This window comes from Pontibacter saemangeumensis, assembly GCF_039541895.1.
GTDB classification, from domain to species: domain Bacteria; phylum Bacteroidota; class Bacteroidia; order Cytophagales; family Hymenobacteraceae; genus Pontibacter; species Pontibacter saemangeumensis.
Window position 1 is genome coordinate 146189 of sequence record NZ_BAABHC010000014.1, and the last position, 19680, is coordinate 165868.

Genomic DNA, 19680 nt, shown 5'->3' on the forward strand with positions numbered 1-19680 from the left:
CTCGTTCATTACCTGCCCCGTTTATAGTACCTACATACAATGCCAGAGCATCTGGCGACGCAATTTTTAAAAATAAACCATAAGCTATGAAAGCAGCAGTATTTCACAAAATGAAGGACATACGGGTAGACAACGTGGAAGACCCCAGAATCCTGGACCCGCGCGATGCCATCATCCGGGTTACCTCCACCGCCATTTGCGGCTCCGACCTGCACATCTACAACGGGATGATCCCGCAGGGCAGCAACATGGTGATGGGGCATGAATTCATGGGGATTGTGGAGGAGACAGGCGCACAGGTGAGGAATGTAAAGAAGGGAGACCGCGTCATTGTGCCTTTCCCGATTTCCTGCGGCAGCTGTTTCTTCTGCCAGCACGGGCATTACCCCCACTGCGAGAACTCTAACCCCGAGCACTACGGCCCAGAGGGTGGCTTGCTCTCTGAAAAGGGTGCCGCCCTGTATGGCTACACCGATTTATATGGCGGCTATGCCGGCGGGCAGGCCGAGTTTGTACGGGTGCCGTTTGCCGATGTAGGGCCGGTGAAAGTCTCCGACCAGTTCTCAGACGAGCAGGTGCTTTTCCTCACAGACATCTTCCCCACCGGCTATGCGGCCGTGCACTGGGGCGAGGTGAAAGGCGGCGAAACAGTGGCCGTTTTCGGGTGTGGCCCGGTAGGCCTGATGGCCCAGAAAGTAGCCTGGATAAAAGGGGCAAAGCGCGTTATAGGCGTGGACCTGGAGAATTACCGCCTCGACATGGCGCAGCGCTCCGCTAAGTCAGAAACCATCAACCTGAAGGACATTGACCCCATCGAGGCCATTCGGGACATGACCAACGGACGCGGCGCCGACGTCTGCATCGACGCGGTCGGCATGGAAGCCGACAAGTCGATCCTCGACCGCGCCTTGTCTGTGGTGCATATGGAGAAAGGGACGATCAATGCGCTCAAGATGTGCCTGAGCGCTGTGCGCCGCGGCGGCATTGTATCCGTGGTAGGCGTATATGGCTCTCCTTACGACAATTTCCCTATGCACCAGGTATTCGACAAAGGCCTGACCATCAAAACAGGGCAGGCGCCTGTTCAGCTATTCGTGGACGAGCTGTACACGTGGGTAGACCAGGGTAAAATCGTGCTGGATGATATCATTACCCACACACTTCCGCTGGAACAAGCCGCCCATGCCTATGATATCTTCAACAAGAAGGAGGATAACTGCGTGAAGGTGGTGCTGAAGCCGTAGAAAGTTAAATTCCTGTAAGCAGCAACATCAGTTGCTGCTTACAGGAATTTAACTTTCTCCCTGAAAGCATCCGGTAAACGCTGCACCCGCTGCGCATACTCCTGATCAAGCGCTGACACAAAGGATGCGAATGAATATACCTCCCGGCCGCATTGGGCCGCATAAATCCCCACCGAACTCAGGAAAATATAAAATACAGTTTGGGAGTTGAGTTCATTTCCTGCCACAAACTCCAGGCTGATATGCTGTGGCAATTCCTGTATCGATAAAAGCTCCGAACACCGGTCAAACACCTCCTTATACAGGCGCTTCACTTCAACAAAGTTTGCCTGATCCGGGTGGTATTTCACCCAAAGCTTTTCAACCCCTCTTTCCACTAGCTGCTGAAGTCCCTTTTCTAAGGCGCAGAGCATATTTTTAACGGATGTGACGCCATATTCAGCAGTTGCATCCAGCACAAGGATGTGTTGATAGGCTGGCATCGGCGAGCTGTTATGGAAGGGGAATGGCAGCGTCTCCCTTCGTTCAAAGCCAGGGAATGATGTCTTGGATATGCCGTAAGCACGATCATACCTGCTGTTATAAAACCACTTCTTTGGCGTTAGCCTGCCTTTAAAATTCAAAAACAAGAGCAATTTAAAAAATGCCGTTGAACCACCTGAAGGACTAAGCTGTGTATTCACTTGCTCCAGGGTATAATAAGATGCCAGCCCCTCTTCCAAAAAACTAAACCCGGCGCACTGCTTATGACGGATAAACAACCTGATAAAGTCAATGCCGCTTTGGTTGGTGTAGATTTTAAACCTGTGCCCCCCAACAAGACCTCGGGCGAAACGATCGAATGCAGCGAGTTTATTCCAGCCCTTCCAAAACCTCCTGTCTACAGCAAAACTATTGGTCGGGTGATGCGTGAAGGGGAGGTTCACCTGCTTGATGGCTGAAGGCGCGGCAAGAGACTGAAACTTCCTTCCGTACATGAAAACGCAGTCAGAAAGCTCCAGATGTTCATGTTTGATAACCTCCAGACTTACATGGTAGGTGATGTGACTATGAATGTAAAAAAGATGCTTCATGCTGCTCCTCTCCTATGATACAACACAAAAGCCAATCCCAACACGCTTAACAATGCTGTAACTGTGATCTTCACCACCCCTTCCGCATCCGCCAGTAAGTAAACGCCAAGCAGGGCGGCTACATTAACCGGCAACCAAATCCAAGGCAAGTAATTTACACGCCTGATCTGCTTATATTCTTTCAGCAGGTAGCCAGCGTAACCCATATACATGAGCGCAGCGAAAGTGGTGAAGGCGGCGGCCTCAATCCCGAAGACAGGCACAAAAACAAAGTTAAGCACCACGTTGCCGGCGCCTGCCACCGTAGATATTTTCCAGAGGGCTTTCGTTTTCTCCCGATACACCAGCTGGTTTATCACCGCCAGGTACATTGGCTTATAGTTATACCCCATCAGGATGATAATGGCCAGGGGAAAGGCAGACTGCAAGGCCTCATTCCTGATCAGGAGAATAAATACCTCCTTCATCCAAAGCCCCAGCAGCGAGGTCCCCACCAGGAACAACACCTGCAGAGAGAACGTCAGGCGCCTTGCCTGCAGCGCGGCCTCATCATCTGCAGAGGCGGAATACAGTCGCATATAGAGCGGATTCGCCGCCTGCACGATGGCGTTGGATGCCGATGAAAAGTACACCCCAAAGCTCGAAGCGACATTGTAAAGGCCGATCTGGGAAACCGGCACCCGCAACACATCCATCACCAGCCTGTCGGAGGTATCCAGCAGGAAGAACGAGAAATGGTGGGGTACAACGGGCAGCGCCACCCGAAGCGAGTGCCGGATGCGCTGCCACTTAAACCGGAAGATAGGCCACATCCGTTCGTGCCTGTACATCATATACCCATACAGCAGGAAGCCGGCGGCGGCACCCATAAAGTTGGAGTAAAACCAACCCATATACCCCAGCCGGAGATAGGCGATCGTGTAAATATTCAGTGCCACCACCAGCGCCCCCACCACAAAAGAGTTTAAAGCGATGGGCAGGGGCCGCTGCTGCATCTGGTAATACAGCCCCCCGAACAACCCCATGCTGTGAAAGAACATGGCAGGCAAAACGTTCAACGCGATTATTTGCCACCTGTTCTCTGCCGCCCCCTCCGGTATAGCCCAGTAAAGCACAATGCCCAGCACCAGCCCGTACACCACCGACCACAGCAGCGTAAAACCGTGCAGCTGCCGCCAAATCCATTTATAGCGTGCCGGGTGGCGGGCAAAGCTGTTCACCATCACCACCGACAGCCCCAGCGACTGCATGATCCCCAGCGCGCTGGCATATGCCGTGACCACCCCGGCCACGCCGTAATCGGTCGTGGTCAGGTAGCGGGTGATGATGGGTAGCGCCAGTACTCCTGCCAACCGCGGCACCTGAGCTGCCAGCCCGTAGATGGCGGCATGTGAGAGAAGTTTCTGAAGCATCACCTAAAATTATACTTTAATTTCCAACCCAACCTTACCTGAAGCCTTTTTTAGTGTTTGCCCGTTAGTAACGTATTTCATGGCGATTGCTGCACCAAACACGCCCCGCAGAAGTCGCAAAGCCCGGTAGTTTTGAAGGTTGCCACGGAAAAGCCTTAAAAAATTATTATATTTGTTAATTAAGTATATTAGAAAACAAGAATAGCCTAGCTATATAAGGAGATATAAAAGTGGGATGTAGTTCATGTTCTAGTGGCGGATGCAGCACCGGCGTAAGCGGCTGCAAAAGCAACGGCGGGTGCAGCACAGGAGGTTGCAACCGTTTAAACGTATTCGACTGGCTCAGCGACATGGAATTACCAACGTCGTTTGAGGAGTTCGATATCATCGAAGTAAGATTTAAAGGAGGCCGCAAAGACTTCTTCCGCAATGCCAGTCGGCTGGACCTGACAACCGGCGACGCGGTGGTAGTAGACGTGCCCAATGGCCACCATATCGGTTTCGTGTCGCTTAAAGGCGAGTTGGTGCGCCTGCAGATGCTGAAGAAGAAGGTGGACAACAATGAGGAGATCCGCAGCATCTACCGCATCGCCAACGAGCGCGACATGGAGAAGTTCGAGGAGGTGCGCGACCTGGAGGCCGGCACCATGTACCGCGGCCGCGAAATTATACAGCAACTCCGGCTGCGGATGAAGCTGTCGGATGTAGAGTACCAGGCAGACAAAAGCAAGGCGACCTTCTACTACTCCGCCGACGACCGCGTAGACTTCCGGGACCTGATCAAAAAACTGGCCGACGAGTTCAAGGTGCGCATCGAGATGCGCCAGATCAGCCTGCGCCACGAGGCCGGGCGACTGGGGGGCATCGGCTCCTGCGGCCGCGAACTCTGCTGCTCTACCTGGCTCACAGACTTCAAAAGCGTTTCCACCACTGCTGCCCGATACCAGAACCTCTCGCTCAACCCGAGCAAGCTCTCAGGGCAGTGCGGGCGCCTGAAGTGCTGCCTCAACTATGAGCTGGAGACCTATATGTCGGCCCTGAAGGATATCCCTACCGTTAACCGCCCTTTGCAGACACAGCAGGGCGACGCCATGCTACAGAAGACGGATATCTTTAAACGGATGATGTGGTTTGGCTACAAAGGCGACAACAACTGGTACCCGGTGCCGGTGGAGCGGGTGCAGGAGATTCTCGAGGAAAATGCCAAAGGGGTGGCCGTAGAGGCCCTGCTGGTGTCAGTGCCGGATGAGCCGAAGCAGAATGAGTTCGTGGCGCAGGTAGAAGGAAACCTGGAGCGCCTGGATGACAAGTTCAAAAGTAAAAAGAAGAAAAAGAAGAAAAGCAAAAGGCCATTTGGTGAGGGTTCACCGCCTGAGCAGGCTGTGGCGCAGGAGCAGGCACTGAAGCAGGAAAGAATACCGGGCCAGCCTGGTGAGCAGAAAGAGGGAGCTGGAAGGCAGCAACGCCCCCCGCGCAACCGAAGCCGCAGCAAAGACGGGAGAATGCCACGCGAAGGCAGGGAAAACCGCGAACCCAAAGAAGGCCGTGAAGTTAGGGAAAACAGGCCACCCAAGGCGGTGAAACCAGATTCGCAGGCGCCTGCTCCCCAGCCGGGGGCTGAAGGGCAGCCTAACAGGAAACCACGGCCGCGTAAGCCTTTCAGGGGCAAAAAGCCGGACCAACCTAAACCGCCGCGCACTGATGCTTAGAATCGTCGTGATATGGGTAGCAGCTTTGCTGCTGTTGGCTAGCTGCGACCCGGACCGTATATATGAGCAGAACGTGGAGCTGCCTGAAGGTAACTGGCAAATTGACAATACCCCTGTTTTTGAGTTTGAGATACAGGATACCGCGGCAGTATATACCATTTTCTTTAATGTGCGGTACAACCTGCAGTACGATTACTACAACCTGTACCTGCGCCACCAGCTCATAGGGCCTGACAGCACGCAGCTGTCAGCGTCGCTACATGAGTTGCTGCTGATGGACCCTAAAACGGGAAAGCCGCTTGGCAGCGGCTCCAGCGACACCTATGACCTGCAGACACCTGCGCTGAAGGAGATCCGTTTCCCCAAGGCGGGTACTTATAAGCTAAAGCTTACGCAGTATATGCGCCGTGACCCCTTGCCCCAGGTGCTGGCGATAGGCGTGCGGGTAGCCAAAGCATCCGCGCAGTAACGTTCCAGGCGCCTTCAAACAGCCCCTGCCAGGCAATTGGTGCTTGGCAGGGGCTGTTTTTATATATGCTCTTTGATTTTGCCTGGTATCCGCCTTCTTCCTTGATAGCTTTTACACAGACAACAAAACATGTTTTGCAGCAGTATGTACTAGCCCATTAGCACCTAAAGACAATGAAAAGCACCCTCATTACACTTGGCTTTGTTTTCTCCCTCTTCTCCTTTCTTCCGCTTATCCGGACGCCATTGTGGTGGATAAGGGTGCTGGATTTCCCGCGCCTTCACGTCGCCGTATTGCTTTCCGCCGTCATCATAGCGTATGTGGCAATATTCGGTGTGGAGGGGGCCGCAGAAACAGCCATGGTTGCATTTTGGGTACTGGGTGTATTGAACGAGGTGCGCTATATCTACAACTTTACCCGCGTGGCAAAGGTAGAGGCACTGCGCACCGAGCAGGCCACACCCCGCAATGCTTTCACCCTGATGATCTCGAATGTGCGCATGGTGAACAGGAAGTATGATAAGTTCCTGCAGTTGGTGCTAAAGGAGGACCCGGACATGCTGGTGATGAACGAGCCAGACGAGGCATGGCATGAGAATGTGCGGCACGAGCTTGAAAAACACTACCCCTACACCATTAAGAAGCCACTGGACAATACCTACGGCATGCTGCTGTGGAGCAAGCTAAAGCTGCACGAAAGCAAGATCAGGTACCTGGTTGAAGACGGCATCCCGTCGTTCCACACCGTGGTAGAGCTCCCGAGCGGCAAGAAGTTCGATCTCTTTACGGTGCACCCACAGCCTCCCCGCCTGATGAAAAACACGGAGACCCGGGAGGCGGAACTGCTGCTGGTGGCCAAGGAACTGAAGAAGACGAAGTACCCCAGCGTGGTGGCCGGCGACCTGAATGACGTGGCCTGGTCTAAAACCACGAAGCTGTTTAAAGAGATAAGCGGCACAATTGACCCACGCGTGGGCCGCGGCTTCTACAATACGTACAGTGCGCTGGTCCCCCTCTTCCGCTACCCCCTGGACCACGTGTTCTATGATCCGGCCTTCAGGCTGGTTTCCCTGAGAAGGTTGGAAAAGTTCGGATCAGACCATTTCCCGATAGCCATCACACTCAACTATGAGCCACAGCACGAAGAGGCGCAGGAGCACCCGGTGGCCGGCCAGGAAGACCGCCAGGAAGCCAACGAACTGATACAGGAGGGGCTTGAGAAGGGCGAAGAGCGCAACATGGAAAAGCTGGAAGATAAAAAACCCGCTCAGTAGCACTGAGCGGGTCAAAATAGATGAATGTTTGCCTTGCGGCACTATATGTCTTTAACTTAGATACGCTCTACGTTAATAGCATTCAATCCTTTTTTGCCATCCTTCACTTCGAAGGACACGCGGTCATTCTCGCGAATTTCGTGGATCAGACCAGACTGGTGCACGAAGATGTCTTGGTTAGTGTCATCAGCAACAATGAAACCGAAACCTTTAGAAACGTTGAAGAACTTTACTTTACCTGTTTTCATTATAATAAATTAATTAATTAATGTAGCAAAGGTAATTATTTGTTCTGAAATAATTACCTGTTTTCAAAAATAAATAACTGAAACACCCTCAGTTACTTACCCTGTTTCCAAGGGCTTTTCAGCCAGATCTGCGCCCTGTTATCGTAGTCCGTCCGCGCCCTGCCGGGCTTCCTTTCTCGCCTGTCTTACCCTATATGGTTCACGCTTGCAACAGGACTTAGAAGAGATGCCCTGTAATAACTATGTGCCGTGCAGTTCGTATAGTTAAGACATTCAGTTACACTGTAAAACAGCATCATCACTATGTATTTTGGTGTAACTGAAACATACGAGTGCCACATCTGCGCCCCTGTGGCTAACCCTGTGTGGGGCCTTCAACAAACTTAATTTTTAACTATTATCTAAGGAGAACAAACTATGGAAGACACAGAGAAAAATCAGAACTCGAGCCAAGCGAAAAATTCATCAGATAATTCGTCTAGCATGCAGGGTTCGTCATCAGGCAGCACTGCAAGCAATAGTAGCAATAACAGCGGCGGAAGCAGCACCAGCGGATTCGGATCTAACCAGAACTCTGGTATGGGTGCCACATCCGGCTCTTCTACCTCATCCACTTCAGCGAAAGACGATAGCAATAAATCCTCATCTGCCTCCGGCTCAAAATCATCTTCAACGAAAGCCAAGGCAGGCTCCACTTCCAGCTCTAAAAAGGACAGTAAAACATCTGATTCCAAGAGCGGGAAATCATCTTCAGGAGCAACAGGCTCAGCCAGTAAATCTGCCGGAAGCAGTTCATCATCCGGCAGCACTTCAGACTCCGGCCGCGGCCAGGGCCAGCTTTCCGAATACGGCAACTATGGCTCTATGAGCAGCGGAAGTTCAGACCAAACCTCACAAACAGGCACCGGCCAGGGAAGCTACGGCAACCAGATTTATGACCAGCGATCTGGCGGTAGCCAGGGCAGCCAGAACAGTGGCTACGGCTCGCAGGGAGGCTATGGGTATGGATCGCAGAACAGCAACTATGGCGGCCAGAGCGGCTATGGTTACCAGGGCGATTACGGCTCCCAGGGCAGCTCCGGTGGCCAGAGTGGCAGTGGATACGGCGGCTACGGTTCCCAGTACGACTCCGGCTCACAGGGAGGGTTTAACTATGGCAGCCAGGGCGGCATGGAAGGTAACCGCGTGAGAAACCAGGATCAGGACTTTGGAGCCAGCAGAGGCGGCATGCAAGGCGGCTACCAAGACAGAGAGGGCGATAACCAGGGCGGAATCATCTCCGGGGGAACATCGGGTGGTTTCGGCATGGAGGGCAGCTCTTCTCAGGGAGGCTACGGCAGCTACGAAAGTGGCCAGAGCAGAGGCTTCGGCAACCAGGGTTCAAGGGGCGGCCAGGGCGGCTCTTCCTCCTACGGCGGAGGGTATGGCCAGGGCGGCAGCTCCCAATCCGGCGGCTATGGCTCTCAGGGAGGCTACGGAGGCCAGAGCGGCTACGGTAGCAACCAGGGTGGCTACAGCGGCTCATGGCAAAGCGGCAACCAGGACCGTGACAGAGGCTACGGCATGATGAACGACCAAGGTGGCATGGGCCGCTACAACCAGCAGGGCTCACGTGGCCAGGGCGGTTATGGCTCCCAGGGCAATTACGGGTCTGCCTCGCAGGACTATGGCTCCCAGAGCGGCGGCTATGGTTCCGGCCAGGGCGGATATGGCTCCAGCTTCACAGGCTCAGGCCCGACAAGGTCATCCGGTAGCGGCAGTTACGGCGACAGAGACCGTTATGGCTCCATGGGCTACGGCTCGTCCAGAGGCATGAGCGAGTACGACAGCGACAACCAGGGATCATCCAGGGGCTACGACTCGCAACGCTCGATGCAGGGTGGCTACAGCAGCCAGGGTGGTTACGGCGGCTCTAGAGGCGGCTCTTATAACGATGAATATGGCACCAGCAGCCAAAGCGGACGCGCTGCCCGCTATGGCTCACAGGGTAGCGACTATGGCCAGGGAGGCTACGGCTCTTCTGCTTACGGCGGTGATCGCTCAAGCAGGGGCGGCGGCTATGGCTCCGGCTCGTCTGACAGATCAGAAAGGGGCGGCTACGGCGATAGCAACAGCAGCCGCGGCATGAGCGGTGGCTACGGCTACGGATCCGGCAGTTCTTCCGGCCAGGGCGGCGATTTCTCAGGCCGATATGGGCAAAGTGGCTATAGTGCCGGCGGATACGGACAGGGCGGCCGTGGTGGCGATCAAAGCCGTTACGGCTCCATGGACAGCGGCACATCGTACTACAGCGATAACCGCGGATCCAGCTCACGTGAGAACTACCGTGGCTACGGCAGCCAGGACCAGGGCAGTCAGCGCGGATACGGTGCTTCCGGTTCAGGCCGCAGCGATCAGGACCGTTTCGAGTCCCGACGCAGTGAGCGTTACAGAAACATGGACAGAGACCAATAGCAGTCTCGCCTATATATAACCAGAAAGCCACTCCTGTTACGGGAGTGGCTTTTTTATGTCATCGCCTCAGCAAATTGCCGCTACACGAAGCACTCTTTGTAGTCTTCAGCAAACTGCCGGAAAGAATGGGGTGGGCGGCCTGTCAGCTGCTGCACGGTGTCGGTGGTCTCGCTGAACTGGTTTTCCTTGTACGATCGCTCCAACTCCAGCATTGCGTTCACCATCCACTCGGGCATATGGTGCTGTAGCATGGTGCTTTTTGCAGCGTCTTCCGGCACATCCACAAACTCCACCTGCCTTCCGGTTACCTCACTGATGATGCCGGCCACCTCCTGGTTCGTGAGCGCCTCCGGCCCAGTAAGCTCATAGGCCTTCCCCTCGTGCCCTGTCCCGATAAGCGCCTCTACACCGGCGGCGGCGATGTCCCTTACATCAATGCAGCTCACTTTGCCGTTGCCTGTCGAATGATAGAACCGGCCTTCTTTTTGGATGGTTGAAGCGTCGAAGTTGGAGTAGTTCTGCATGAAGGAGGACGGCCGCAGAAACGTATAGGCGATACCGCTGTCTATGATATACTGTTCGACCTCACGGTGCCAGCGCCCTAACTGCAGGCCCGGCTCCGTATCCGCCCCTATGACAGAAAGCTTCACGATGTGCTTCACGTTCGCTTTCTTTGCCTCATCCACCAGGGTCTTTGCCATCTCCACCTGGTCATCAGAGAAGGGAGTTATCAGAAAAACCTTGTCTACATGCGTAAAGGCAGCATGCAGCGAGTCCCGGTCCTTGAAATTCATCTCACATACTTCCACATCCGGCAGGCGCTTCAGGTTCTCGCCTTTTATGATGGAATGCACTCCTGCCCGAACCCGTACGCCATCAATGATGGAGAGTTGTATGACCACCTCTCTGCCTACAGTGCCTGTTGCCCCTGTTACTAGTATCGTAGTATGCATATATAATTCGTGTCGTTGTTTCCTTCTACTACGGCTTAGGGGCGGTTCTGTTCTTGAGGCGGCTTGCGGGTGTTCGTAACAGGGCGTTATTTCTTTTGCAGCGTTACCAGGTACAGTTTTCCGTTCTCGTTGGTGAGGAGGAGCTGGGTCGGGGATAGATATAAAACCGCTTCGGCCTGGCCGGTTTTACCGATGGGCAGGCAGCTTCGTTTGCCGCTTAGGCTAACAAGGCCATCTTCCATCCCGAACAGGTATAGCCTGCCGTAGCCCAGCAGCGCAAACTGGTCCTGTGAGGGGGAAATGGCCGCTGCCGTTACCGGTGATTTTAGCCGAAGTTCTTCCTGCGGCTGTAGCGTGTAGTTTCCGCCTGTGGCCGGCAAGGCATAGCGCCTTGTGACTGTTTCGCGGAGTGCCCGGCTTTTGGTAAAAAGATGCAGGCTGTCGGCCTGATAAAAGAAGCCCTCAAGGTCGTAGTGGCGCTGCGGCAGCGGGGGCGGGAATGCCACTTGGTCGGCGTAGCGGAATCGGATGCTGTCTGTCACGGCCATTCCCGCCGGCCGCACTTTATATACCTGCAGGTTCTGGCGGTTGTTGGAGTTGTTCCCCACGTCCCCTATATATAAACTCCCCTGCCCATCCTCGGCTATATCTTCCCAGTCGTGGTTCGGCACCCGGAGCGGCACCGTCTGCAGCAACTCCCCCTCCAGGCTGAAGCGGTACAACTCGCTCGGGGATCCGCCATCGCCGTGCGTCCAGAAAGTGGAATCGGTGGCATGGGCGAGCCCGGAGCTTTCGGAAATGCGGCTGTCGAGGCGGCTGATGCGCTGCACCTGCACCTGGTAGTCCTTCCTCAGCCGTTCGAAGTCGCTGTTGCGCCTGTCGGAGCCGCAGCCGCAGAATACGGCCTGCAGGTACACATATACCGTGAAGAGTTTGATGAGCATTTATATATGGATTATCTAAAAACAGGGCATTGCGAATACCGGTATATATAAGTTTTCGCCGCTGGTGCGTGTTTTTGCCATCAGCCTGCCGGTCAAACGGCGCAGCAAGGTCGGTACCGGTTTTTGATCAGCATCTATATATAAAAAGGGAATTGCAAAGGCAGATTTATATATAGACATCATATAGCCCTGAGCCTGCGCAGCACCTCCTCCCGGTCGGCCCAGAACTGGCGGCTGTATACCTTCAGGAATGGCCAGTGCCGCTGCCGCAGCAGTTGCGGCACATCGGCGTGCGAGTGGCGCACCGAGAGGTGGCTGTAGTATAGATCATCATCCGTCAGCACCACGCCCGTGTACTGCTGGTCCTGCTTGCGGGTGAGGTCGGCGAAAGGCACTTCCTGCCCCAGCGATTCGATTTCCTCCTGCAGCCGTGCTTTCAGCATCGGCACCTGCGTGGCGAGGGCGGTTTGCCTGGGCTTGTACTCGAAGTACCGGCGGCTTACCTGCTGCGCATACTGCAGGTAGGCCTGCAGCAGCTTCGGCCCCAGATGCAGCGTGTTCTCCACCTGCAGCTGCTCTGCCCGGATGCTGCTCACCACCAGCACCTGCTGTTTGGCGCGGGTGATGGCCACGTTCAGGCGGTTCTCGCCACCGGCCTGGTTCAGGCTGCCGAACTGCATCGCCAGCCGCCCCTGTGCATCGGGCGCATAGCCTATGGAGAGGATGATCACTTCCTTCTCATCCCCCTGTATGTTCTCAATGTTCTTCACCAGCACAGAGGCCGGCAAAGGGATGCCCTGCTCCCGCACCTTGTCCTCCAGCAGGTCCTGCACCAGCATTTGTTGGGTGTAGTTGAAGGTGATGACGCCGATCTCCTCCTGCCCCGCCTGCAGGAACTGCAGCACCAGCTCCACCACTTTCTCCGCCTCCGGGAGGTTTGCGTTATCCTGCCACAGGCCGTACACCTTCACAAACTGGATCGCTGGCGTACGGGAGTTGGCGTCCTGCAGCTCCGGGATCAGCTCCAGTTTATGGCCGTAGAAGTAGTGGTTCGAGAACTCGATCAGTTCCGGGTAGCGGCTGCGGTAGTGCTGCGTGAGCATGACCTGGGGCAGGTAGAGGCTGCACAGCTGCAACAGCGATTCTGCCGACAGCTCCTCCGCCTCCTCCTGCTCATTTGCGCTCCAGCGGGCACGGTATAAGTCCGACGGTTTCAGCTGCTGCTCGTCGCCGGCCACCACCACCTGCTGCCCGCGCTGCATGGCCGGGATGCCGGACTCGGCATAGCATTGTGAGGCTTCATCGAAAATCACCAGGTCGAAGCAAGCCTCCAGTGGCAGCACCGCCGACACGGTTTCAGGCGAGGCCAGCCAGCAGGGCACCAGGTCCAGCATCTCGCCGGAGAAGAGCGAGAACAGCTTCCGGATGGGGTACAGGCTGCGCTTCTTGCTCACCTGCGCCTGCAGCCTGCGGTACGTCACGGTGTTGCCGAGGCGGTTCTGTTCCAGGTGCGTATAAGTCTGCTCCCGCAACTGCGACAGGACAATCTCCCCGCTAAGGCGCTGTTTTTCGAGCAACAGCTCCTGCAGCTCGGCCTCCAGGCGTTCCAGCTCACCGCTGGAGGGCATTCGCAGCTCCGGGTGCTCGGTCTCCAGCTCGTTTATCCAGGCCAGGTACAGGCTGTTCAGGAACAGCTCCTCCCCCGCTTCCGCCGAGGCGCCGCACTCCACCATCAGCAGTTGCGCCACCTCCCGCTCCGGCTTCGTGAGCGCGGCATATACCGTGTCGTGGGCCACCAGCGACTCGAAGTGCTTCTGTAAACCCTCCAGCAGTTTCCCGCTGTGTTGCGGCTGCGCCACCAGCGCCTTTACCTGCGCCTCCGGCAGCCATTTCAGCCACTCGGCGTAGCGTACCGCGAAGTTTTGAATGCCCTGGCTCAGCTCCTTCAGGTGCGTGACCAAATCCACCTTTTGCAGCAGTTCCTCTGCCAGCACTTTCTCGCGGTGCAGCTGGCGCAGCAGTTTGTGCACCGCGAGCGCCTGCTCCACGGCCTTCAGCTGCTGCAGCACCGTCTCTTTCGGATCCGTGACCTGCAACGAGTAGCCAATGCTTTTGTTCAGCTGCTGTAGCTGCTCCTGCGCCTGCTGCCGCAGTGCCAGCCGCTGCTGCAGCAACTCCACGTTCTCTTCGCTCAGCTCCTGCCGGTAGAGCGCCAGCGCCTGTTGCAGCAGCCTTTTCTCCTCCGAGAAAAGCCACCCGACGCTTCTGAGCCAGTCTGCGCGCTGCTCGCCGTATGCCGCGATCGCCTTCTTCAGGGCTGGCAGCTGCAACGCGGGAATGGTACTGTCCGGTGCGGGCGTGGCCATATATAGCTTTTGCACCTTCACCACCTGCAGTTGCAGTTCCTCCGGCTTCACCTGCCCCTGCAGCAGCGCCTGCACCGTTGGCAGCACGCCTGGCAATTGCAGCAGCTTTTGAAGCTCTGTGATGTTCTGAAGCGCCACTTTGTAGGTGGAGAGGTTCGCCAATGTAAAGGCATAGCCGCTCAGGCTGCTCATCTGTTGCTGCAGCTCGGCATACTGCGCCGGCAACTCCCGGATGGTCTGCTCCAGTTGCTGCCGCTGCGGCCAGCCAAACCCCTTCATGCTGTGCCGCTCTTTCCAGATAAAGTGCTCGTTCTGAAAAGGCACGGCCTCCTGCAGGTACTCCCGCAGGCGCGGCAGGAACTCGGAGACGGTGGCGGCGGTAAAATAACGGAAGTCGGTCGGGAGCAGGATGTGCGGGGCTTGCAGGCTGCTGCGCAGGTAGAGTTCTTTCGCAGACCAGCCGCAGCGGCTGGTGTCGAAGAGGGCCTGCTTGAAAGAACCAAGCTTTAGCAGGCACCTGTTGATGCCGCGGCTCACTTCCAGAAACTGCCGGTCGGTGTAGAGGCTGTTGAGGGCGAGGTTCTGCTTTTTATAGTCGTCGATGGCTTCGATCTGCCGGAGCAGCTGGCCATATATGCCGCTGCGGTCGGCGTTGATATCATGCACCAGACCCGTGAACGGCCCCATCCCTTTCTGCGACAGGCGCTTGTACACGACGTCGAGGGCGGCACGCTTCTGGCTCACCACCAGCACCTTTTTGCCGCGCGCCGTGAAGTCCGATATCAGGTTACAGATGAGCTGCGACTTGCCTGTGCCCGGCGGCCCCTGCACCACCAGCGACTTGCCCTGCTTCACGGCCTGCAGCGCCGCCTCCTGCGAGGCATCCATCTCAAACACCGTGAACGTCTGCTGCGCCTGGTTAACGGCCGGTGTGCTCTCTGCGGGCGCCGGGGCAAAAAGGTCTTCCATCTCCTGCAACCCGTCCCGCTCCAGCAGCTCGTCATAGTCCGAAAGCAGGTAAGAAGCCGCCTGCGGGTATATGCCCAGCACCGCCTCCTGCACGAGGTGCAGTTGCCCCGGCTGATGCGCGCCCTCAAAATCAGCTTTCTTATAATCGCGGAAAGGGGTGAGCTTGTCTGCAAAAAACCCGCTCCCGACATTGACTTCCAACTGATGCGCCTTCAGCAGCTCATATACCTGCGTCCGGAATTCCAGCGGCTGGCGCGGCAGCGTGCCCAGGTCCAGTTCGGTGAGGGGCTCGGCCAGCGGGGTGCCCATATAGTGGGCGTAGGCCAGCAGGAAGCTCTGGTTAAACTGCGGCGGCTGCGAGGCATCGGGTACCAATTCCCACTCCTGCGCCGCATTTACCTGCAGCCGCACCGGGAAAAACAGCAGCGGAGAGCGCACGGCCGTGCCATCAGAGAATTTGCCGTGCACAAAAGGCCATCCTATATATAGCTCGCGGCTGCCGCGCTCCTCGAAAATCATCTCTGCCTTGCGCCGTATATAGCGCAGCCGCTGGCTGACAGGCGCCACCGGGGCATGGCGGCTGTCGGCATACGGGGTCAGGCTGACCCGGCTTTTGCCGGACAGTAGTTTCTCAATCACGGAAAAGGCTGGCTGGCTGTTCAGGAAATCGAGCGCCTCCACATCCACGTGCATCTCCCGCGAAAGGCGCAGCAGCAGCAGGGCTCTGTTGCTGGAGCCTAAGTTGAGTAACCTGCGTCGGTAGTTTTTAAGGATGTCTTTCATGTGTCGCTGCCCCGTTAACGGAGATACGTGTGCAATAGTCTATCAAAAAAAAGCAAGTTACTATGATTTGGGTTGAGTTGGAAGTGCGGGACCCTCTGGATGTGTTGGAAAAGGTGCTTAGACGGAGAAACGATCAGCTCCCTGTTTTATTGGTTTCCCGTATGCCGGCACTTCAGCTTCTACCATCGCTCCCACCGCTAACCGGCAGTGTTTCGGCAGGGCAGGCAGGCTAAAACCCGGCGGGCTGCAGACGAGTAAAGAAAGGTATACTGCACTATCCGGCAGTATGCTCCCCATGACAAAGCCGCAACAGCTAAGTTTATTTCCGCAGGGGCCAAAGCTCCCCGTGGTGAACCAGGTCTCCTCGGGCGGCGTTGCTTTCCGCATCGGTGCTGCCGGCGTGGAGGTGGCGCTGATCTCGGTTGACCCAGAAGAGCGGTGGCAACTCCCGAAGGGATTGGTGGATGCAGGTGAAACACCTGAGATAACGGCTGTGCGCGAAGTGCGGGAAGAGGCGGGTATCGAGACGGAGTTGCTTCAGAAAATTGAAACGATAGATTACTGGTACGTGGGGGATCAGGGCCGGCAGCGCGTGCGGTTCCATAAGTTCGTCCACTTTTTCCTGCTGCGCTATATAGCCGGGCAGGTGAGCGACCATGACCGGGAAGTAAACGAGGCGCGCTGGGTGCCGGCAGAGCAGGCGAAGGAGCTGCTGACGTTTAAGAGCGAGCGGCAAGCGCTGGAAAAAGCCACCGAGCTGATGAAGGCACTGCCTTCGCATCGCGGCTCTCTATAATCCGCGGCACAAATCTTCGCCCGCGGGAGGCGCTGCAGCGTGCTTCAGAAACAGGTATTCAACATATTCTCTCCACACTATATAAGGTTATATAACACCTCTCACAACCGGAGGTAGGGCTTCAGCTTTTCATAGAGCTCAGGCGTTACGAGCTTCACCTTCCGTACATCCTCCAGCTCCTCATAAATTCCGTGCTGCTCGCGGTAGGCCACCAGCGCCCTGGCTACATTGGAGGTTATATAGGGGTGTAGCTTCAGTTCGTCGGCGGTGGCGGTATTTATGCTCAGCTGCTGCGGCGTATATACATCCGGCACAAACGTGTACTTCTGCAGGCTGTCCACTATCTCCGGCTGCAGGCCATATACCTCCTGCAGCTGGGCCGCGCTATGGAAACCGCCCAACCCGTCCCGGTACTTCACAATGCGCGCCGACAATTTGGACCCGATGCCCCGGATCTGCTTCAGCTGCGCGGTGTCGGCGGTGTTGATGTTGAAAGGGGCCAGGATGAATTTCTCGCGCGCAGGGCGGTTACTGCCCCAATCAGGGACGGGCGCCGGCCGCTCGCTGCGCGCCGCATAGGGCTGGCGCTTGTATCTGCTGGGCCGCTCCTCGGGCAGTTGGATATAGGGCTGCAGTTTCCGGAACACAGAGTCGGGTAGGCCATATATCCTCCCCAGCTCCGCCCTGTAGCTGAAGTCCCCGACCTTGCTGCGGTAATTGAGGATGCGCTGCGCGAGGTATTTGGGCAGACCGAACGCCTGCCACTCCTCCACGGTCAGTTGGTTGGGGTTAAACGGGCGAAGCGCCACCGTGGGCACCCTGTACCGGTTGTTGCCGGGCGCAGGCTGCCGCGCCTCCAGTTGCGCCACCAGGCTGTCCAGCGTTTGCCTGTCGGAGGCGCTGCTGCTATTGAAGGCGGGTGCGCGGAGGGCGTGAAAGAGAAATGGTGCCGCCATCAGCAGCACCATCAAACCTAACAGCCACAGGAAGCCGTTTACCTCGCCTTGTGAAAAGCCGAAGTAGCGCCGGATCCAGTGCCTGATGCTCTTCATTTAGATGCTAATGGCCGGGTACCTGCCGGTCCGCTTCGTCATCGTTGTCGATATAGGAGTCCGGCTCCGGCCTCGGGGGCGTGTTGATCACTTTCATAAAGAAGTAGATCATCAAGAAAGTGACCAGGCCAATGGTGGTGAGCATCACGATAAGTGCAGATGTATTCATATCTTTTAGATTCTTCCTTCCCTAACTCTTTTTTTGTAGGCCATATACACCAGCAGCGCCAGGGCGACCCAAACTGCCAGTAACAGGATGCGCGAAGCATTCACGAAGAACAGCGTGTCCTGTAACTGCTCGATCAAGGCAGGATCTGTGGCTGAAGCCAGCTTTTCCTTCAGGTCGGTGTTCTTTAGCTTGTTGATGATGGAACTGTTGTCCAGCACCCAGGTGCCGCTGATGGCAGCTCCCCAGTCGCCGCCCTTTGGCGTGAACAGGGAGCCCAGGAACACCCACAGCAGCAACAGCGGCGTGATGAACTTAATGATGAATTTATATATACCGGGCACGTTGATGTCGGAGCCGGAGATGATTTCGCGCCAGCCTTTGTCCATTCCGAATACCCAGGCGAACAGGATAGACTCAAACAGGGCGAACACCACCAGCGACACGGTACCGGCCCAGTAGTCATACTCATCGAACACGCCATACTTAAAGAACAGCACGGTGGGCATGCCCAGCAGGAAAACGAATAGGCCAAACGACCAGGCTGCGGATTTGCGCTTCCAGTTAAACTCGTCCTGCAGGAAGCCGATCCAGGGGGTGCCCATGGCCAGCGACGACGTGATGCCGGCGAAGAACAGGAGGCCAAACCACATCACGCCGGACACGGCGCCCAGGATGTCGCCCCACTGGTAGAACAGGTAAGGCAAGGACCGGAAGGCAAGCCCCAGGCCACCGCTCTGCACGAGTTCCGTCACCCGGTCGATGCCCAGGTAACCGATGGAGATCGGGATCAGGATCGCGCCGCCCAGCACCACTTCCACAAACTCGTTCATCCAGCCGGCCGACATGGCGTTCAGGGCGATATCGTCTTTCGAGCGGACATAGGACGCGTAGCAATGCACGGTGCCCATGCCCACCGACAGGGTGAAGAAGATCTGGCCGGCAGCGGCCAGCCACACGGTCGGCGACCATAACTGGTCAAAATTGGGAGTCCAGAGGAAGTTGAGGCCGACAGAGCTGTCGTTGATCGCGCCGTTTTCACCGGCCGTGATCGTAACGCCTTTGAAGGCCAGGAACAGGCCGAACAGGATGAGCAGCGGCATGCCGACCTTGGCCACCCGCTCCACCCCGGCAGCCAGTCCCTGCGAGAGTATCCAGGTGTTGAGCAGCAGGCAAATCACATAGAACACGATGGGCTCGTACGGGATGCCCAGTGTAGAGATGCCCAGGCTAGTGTACTCCACGAAAAAACTTGAAACGGCATCCTGGTCCATACCGCTGAAGGTGCCAATAACGGAATGGAAGACATAAGAAAGCGTCCAGGACTCGATATAGCAGTAATAAGCGGCCACCGCGATGTTCGTCCAGATTCCGAACACCCCGATATATTTCCAGAGGCGGTTCTTGCCCATGGTGTCCACGATGAAAGGCGTGGAATGGTGCCCGAACTTGCCCCCGAAGCGGCCCATCGACCACTCTATCCAAAGCAGCGGAATCCCCATCACCAGGAAGCAGATAAGATAGGGAATGATAAAGGCGCCCCCGCCATTCTGCACCGCCTGCACCGGAAAACGGAGGAAGTTTCCGAGGCCCACTGCGTTACCGGCCATGGCCAGGATCAGGCCGACCCGTGAACCCCACGATTCTTTGTTAGCACTCATAAAGGAAGGTAGAAGTGTTTGATTGGTTTAGGTTGATGATGGTGTTGCTTTTTTCAGGCTGAAATAAAGGATACAATATAGACAAAGCATCCGGTAGCGCCATAAAA

The 19680-nt window shown here is 56.2% G+C and carries 16 protein-coding genes; 6 read left to right on the forward strand and 10 right to left on the reverse strand.

Features of this window, described 5'->3' with window-relative positions; translation table 11 throughout:
• Positions 1–86 precede the first annotated feature (86 nt).
• On the forward strand, positions 87–1244 hold the full coding sequence (locus tag ABD920_RS11130; RefSeq protein ID WP_345159022.1) for a zinc-dependent alcohol dehydrogenase: 1158 nt from the start codon (positions 87–89) through the stop codon (positions 1242–1244).
• 38 nt (positions 1245–1282) lie between these two features.
• On the opposite strand, the gene ABD920_RS11135 is transcribed toward ABD920_RS11130, so the two are convergent.
• Together ABD920_RS11135 and ABD920_RS11140 are read right to left on the reverse strand one after the other, a co-directional pair.
• On the reverse strand, positions 1283–2317 hold the full coding sequence (locus ABD920_RS11135; protein WP_345159024.1) for a hypothetical protein: 1035 nt from the start codon (positions 2315–2317) through the stop codon (positions 1283–1285).
• Positions 2314–3729 (reverse strand): lipopolysaccharide biosynthesis protein, encoded by a 1416-nt coding sequence (locus ABD920_RS11140; RefSeq protein WP_345159025.1) that lies wholly within the window; start codon positions 3727–3729, stop codon positions 2314–2316. The genes ABD920_RS11135 and ABD920_RS11140 overlap by 4 nt, the downstream gene beginning before the upstream one ends.
• Positions 3730–4079: 350 nt before the next feature.
• Here ABD920_RS11140 and ABD920_RS11145 point away from each other — a divergent pair, with 350 nt between their 5' ends.
• The 3 genes from ABD920_RS11145 to ABD920_RS11155 all read left to right on the forward strand — a co-directional run bounded on the left by ABD920_RS11145 (position 4080) and on the right by ABD920_RS11155 (position 7181).
• Entirely contained in the window at positions 4080–5438 is a 1359-nt protein-coding gene (locus ABD920_RS11145; protein ID WP_345159026.1) for a PSP1 domain-containing protein, read from the forward strand.
• Positions 5431–5907: a gliding motility lipoprotein GldH gene (locus ABD920_RS11150; RefSeq protein ID WP_345159027.1), complete on the forward strand. Its 477-nt coding sequence runs from the start codon at positions 5431–5433 to the stop codon at positions 5905–5907. Before ABD920_RS11145 ends, ABD920_RS11150 begins: the two co-directional genes overlap by 8 nt.
• A gap of 173 nt (positions 5908–6080) precedes the next feature.
• Positions 6081–7181, forward strand: a complete 1101-nt coding sequence (locus ABD920_RS11155; RefSeq protein WP_345159028.1) for an endonuclease/exonuclease/phosphatase family protein — start codon at positions 6081–6083, stop codon at positions 7179–7181.
• A gap of 56 nt (positions 7182–7237) precedes the next feature.
• Here ABD920_RS11155 and ABD920_RS11160 read toward each other — a convergent pair whose 3' ends face one another.
• Entirely contained in the window at positions 7238–7429 is a 192-nt protein-coding gene (locus tag ABD920_RS11160) for a cold-shock protein (RefSeq protein WP_115565521.1), read from the reverse strand.
• A gap of 437 nt (positions 7430–7866) precedes the next feature.
• Entirely contained in the window at positions 7867–8283 is a 417-nt protein-coding gene (locus ABD920_RS11165) for a hypothetical protein (protein WP_345159030.1), read from the reverse strand.
• A 10-nt stretch (positions 8284–8293) separates the two neighbouring features.
• On the opposite strand from ABD920_RS11165, the gene ABD920_RS11170 reads away from it, so the two are divergent.
• On the forward strand, positions 8294–9883 hold the full coding sequence (locus ABD920_RS11170) for a hypothetical protein (RefSeq protein WP_345159032.1): 1590 nt from the start codon (positions 8294–8296) through the stop codon (positions 9881–9883).
• An 80-nt stretch (positions 9884–9963) separates the two neighbouring features.
• Here the strand turns inward: ABD920_RS11170 and ABD920_RS11175 are convergent, their stop codons facing one another.
• The 3 genes from ABD920_RS11175 to ABD920_RS11185 form a co-directional block, all read right to left on the reverse strand.
• The gene (locus tag ABD920_RS11175; RefSeq protein WP_345159034.1) at positions 9964–10836 is read right to left on the reverse strand and encodes an SDR family oxidoreductase; all 873 of its coding nucleotides are present in this window, start codon (positions 10834–10836) and stop codon (positions 9964–9966) included.
• An 86-nt stretch (positions 10837–10922) separates the two neighbouring features.
• On the reverse strand, positions 10923–11780 hold the full coding sequence (locus tag ABD920_RS11180; RefSeq protein ID WP_345159035.1) for an SdiA-regulated/phytase-like domain-containing protein: 858 nt from the start codon (positions 11778–11780) through the stop codon (positions 10923–10925).
• A gap of 179 nt (positions 11781–11959) precedes the next feature.
• A complete protein-coding gene (locus ABD920_RS11185) occupies positions 11960–15898 on the reverse strand; it encodes an AAA domain-containing protein (protein WP_345159037.1) in 3939 nt (1312 codons plus the stop codon).
• 295 nt (positions 15899–16193) lie between these two features.
• Here ABD920_RS11185 and ABD920_RS11190 point away from each other — a divergent pair, with 295 nt between their 5' ends.
• Positions 16194–16694: an NUDIX hydrolase gene (locus tag ABD920_RS11190; RefSeq protein ID WP_345159039.1), complete on the forward strand. Its 501-nt coding sequence runs from the start codon at positions 16194–16196 to the stop codon at positions 16692–16694.
• A 101-nt stretch (positions 16695–16795) separates the two neighbouring features.
• On the opposite strand, the gene ABD920_RS11195 is transcribed toward ABD920_RS11190, so the two are convergent.
• Genes ABD920_RS11195 through ABD920_RS11205 form a run of 3 tightly spaced genes read right to left on the reverse strand, consistent with a single transcriptional unit; the run spans position 16796 to position 19573 of the window.
• Positions 16796–17746: a ComEA family DNA-binding protein gene (locus ABD920_RS11195; protein ID WP_345159040.1), complete on the reverse strand. Its 951-nt coding sequence runs from the start codon at positions 17744–17746 to the stop codon at positions 16796–16798.
• Between the two features lie 7 nt (positions 17747–17753).
• Positions 17754–17915: a hypothetical protein gene (locus tag ABD920_RS11200; protein ID WP_345159041.1), complete on the reverse strand. Its 162-nt coding sequence runs from the start codon at positions 17913–17915 to the stop codon at positions 17754–17756.
• 5 nt (positions 17916–17920) lie between these two features.
• Complete coding sequence (locus ABD920_RS11205) at positions 17921–19573, reverse strand: sodium-dependent transporter (protein WP_345159042.1); 1653 nt, start codon at positions 19571–19573, stop codon at positions 17921–17923.
• Between the last annotated feature and the right edge of the window lie 107 nt (positions 19574–19680).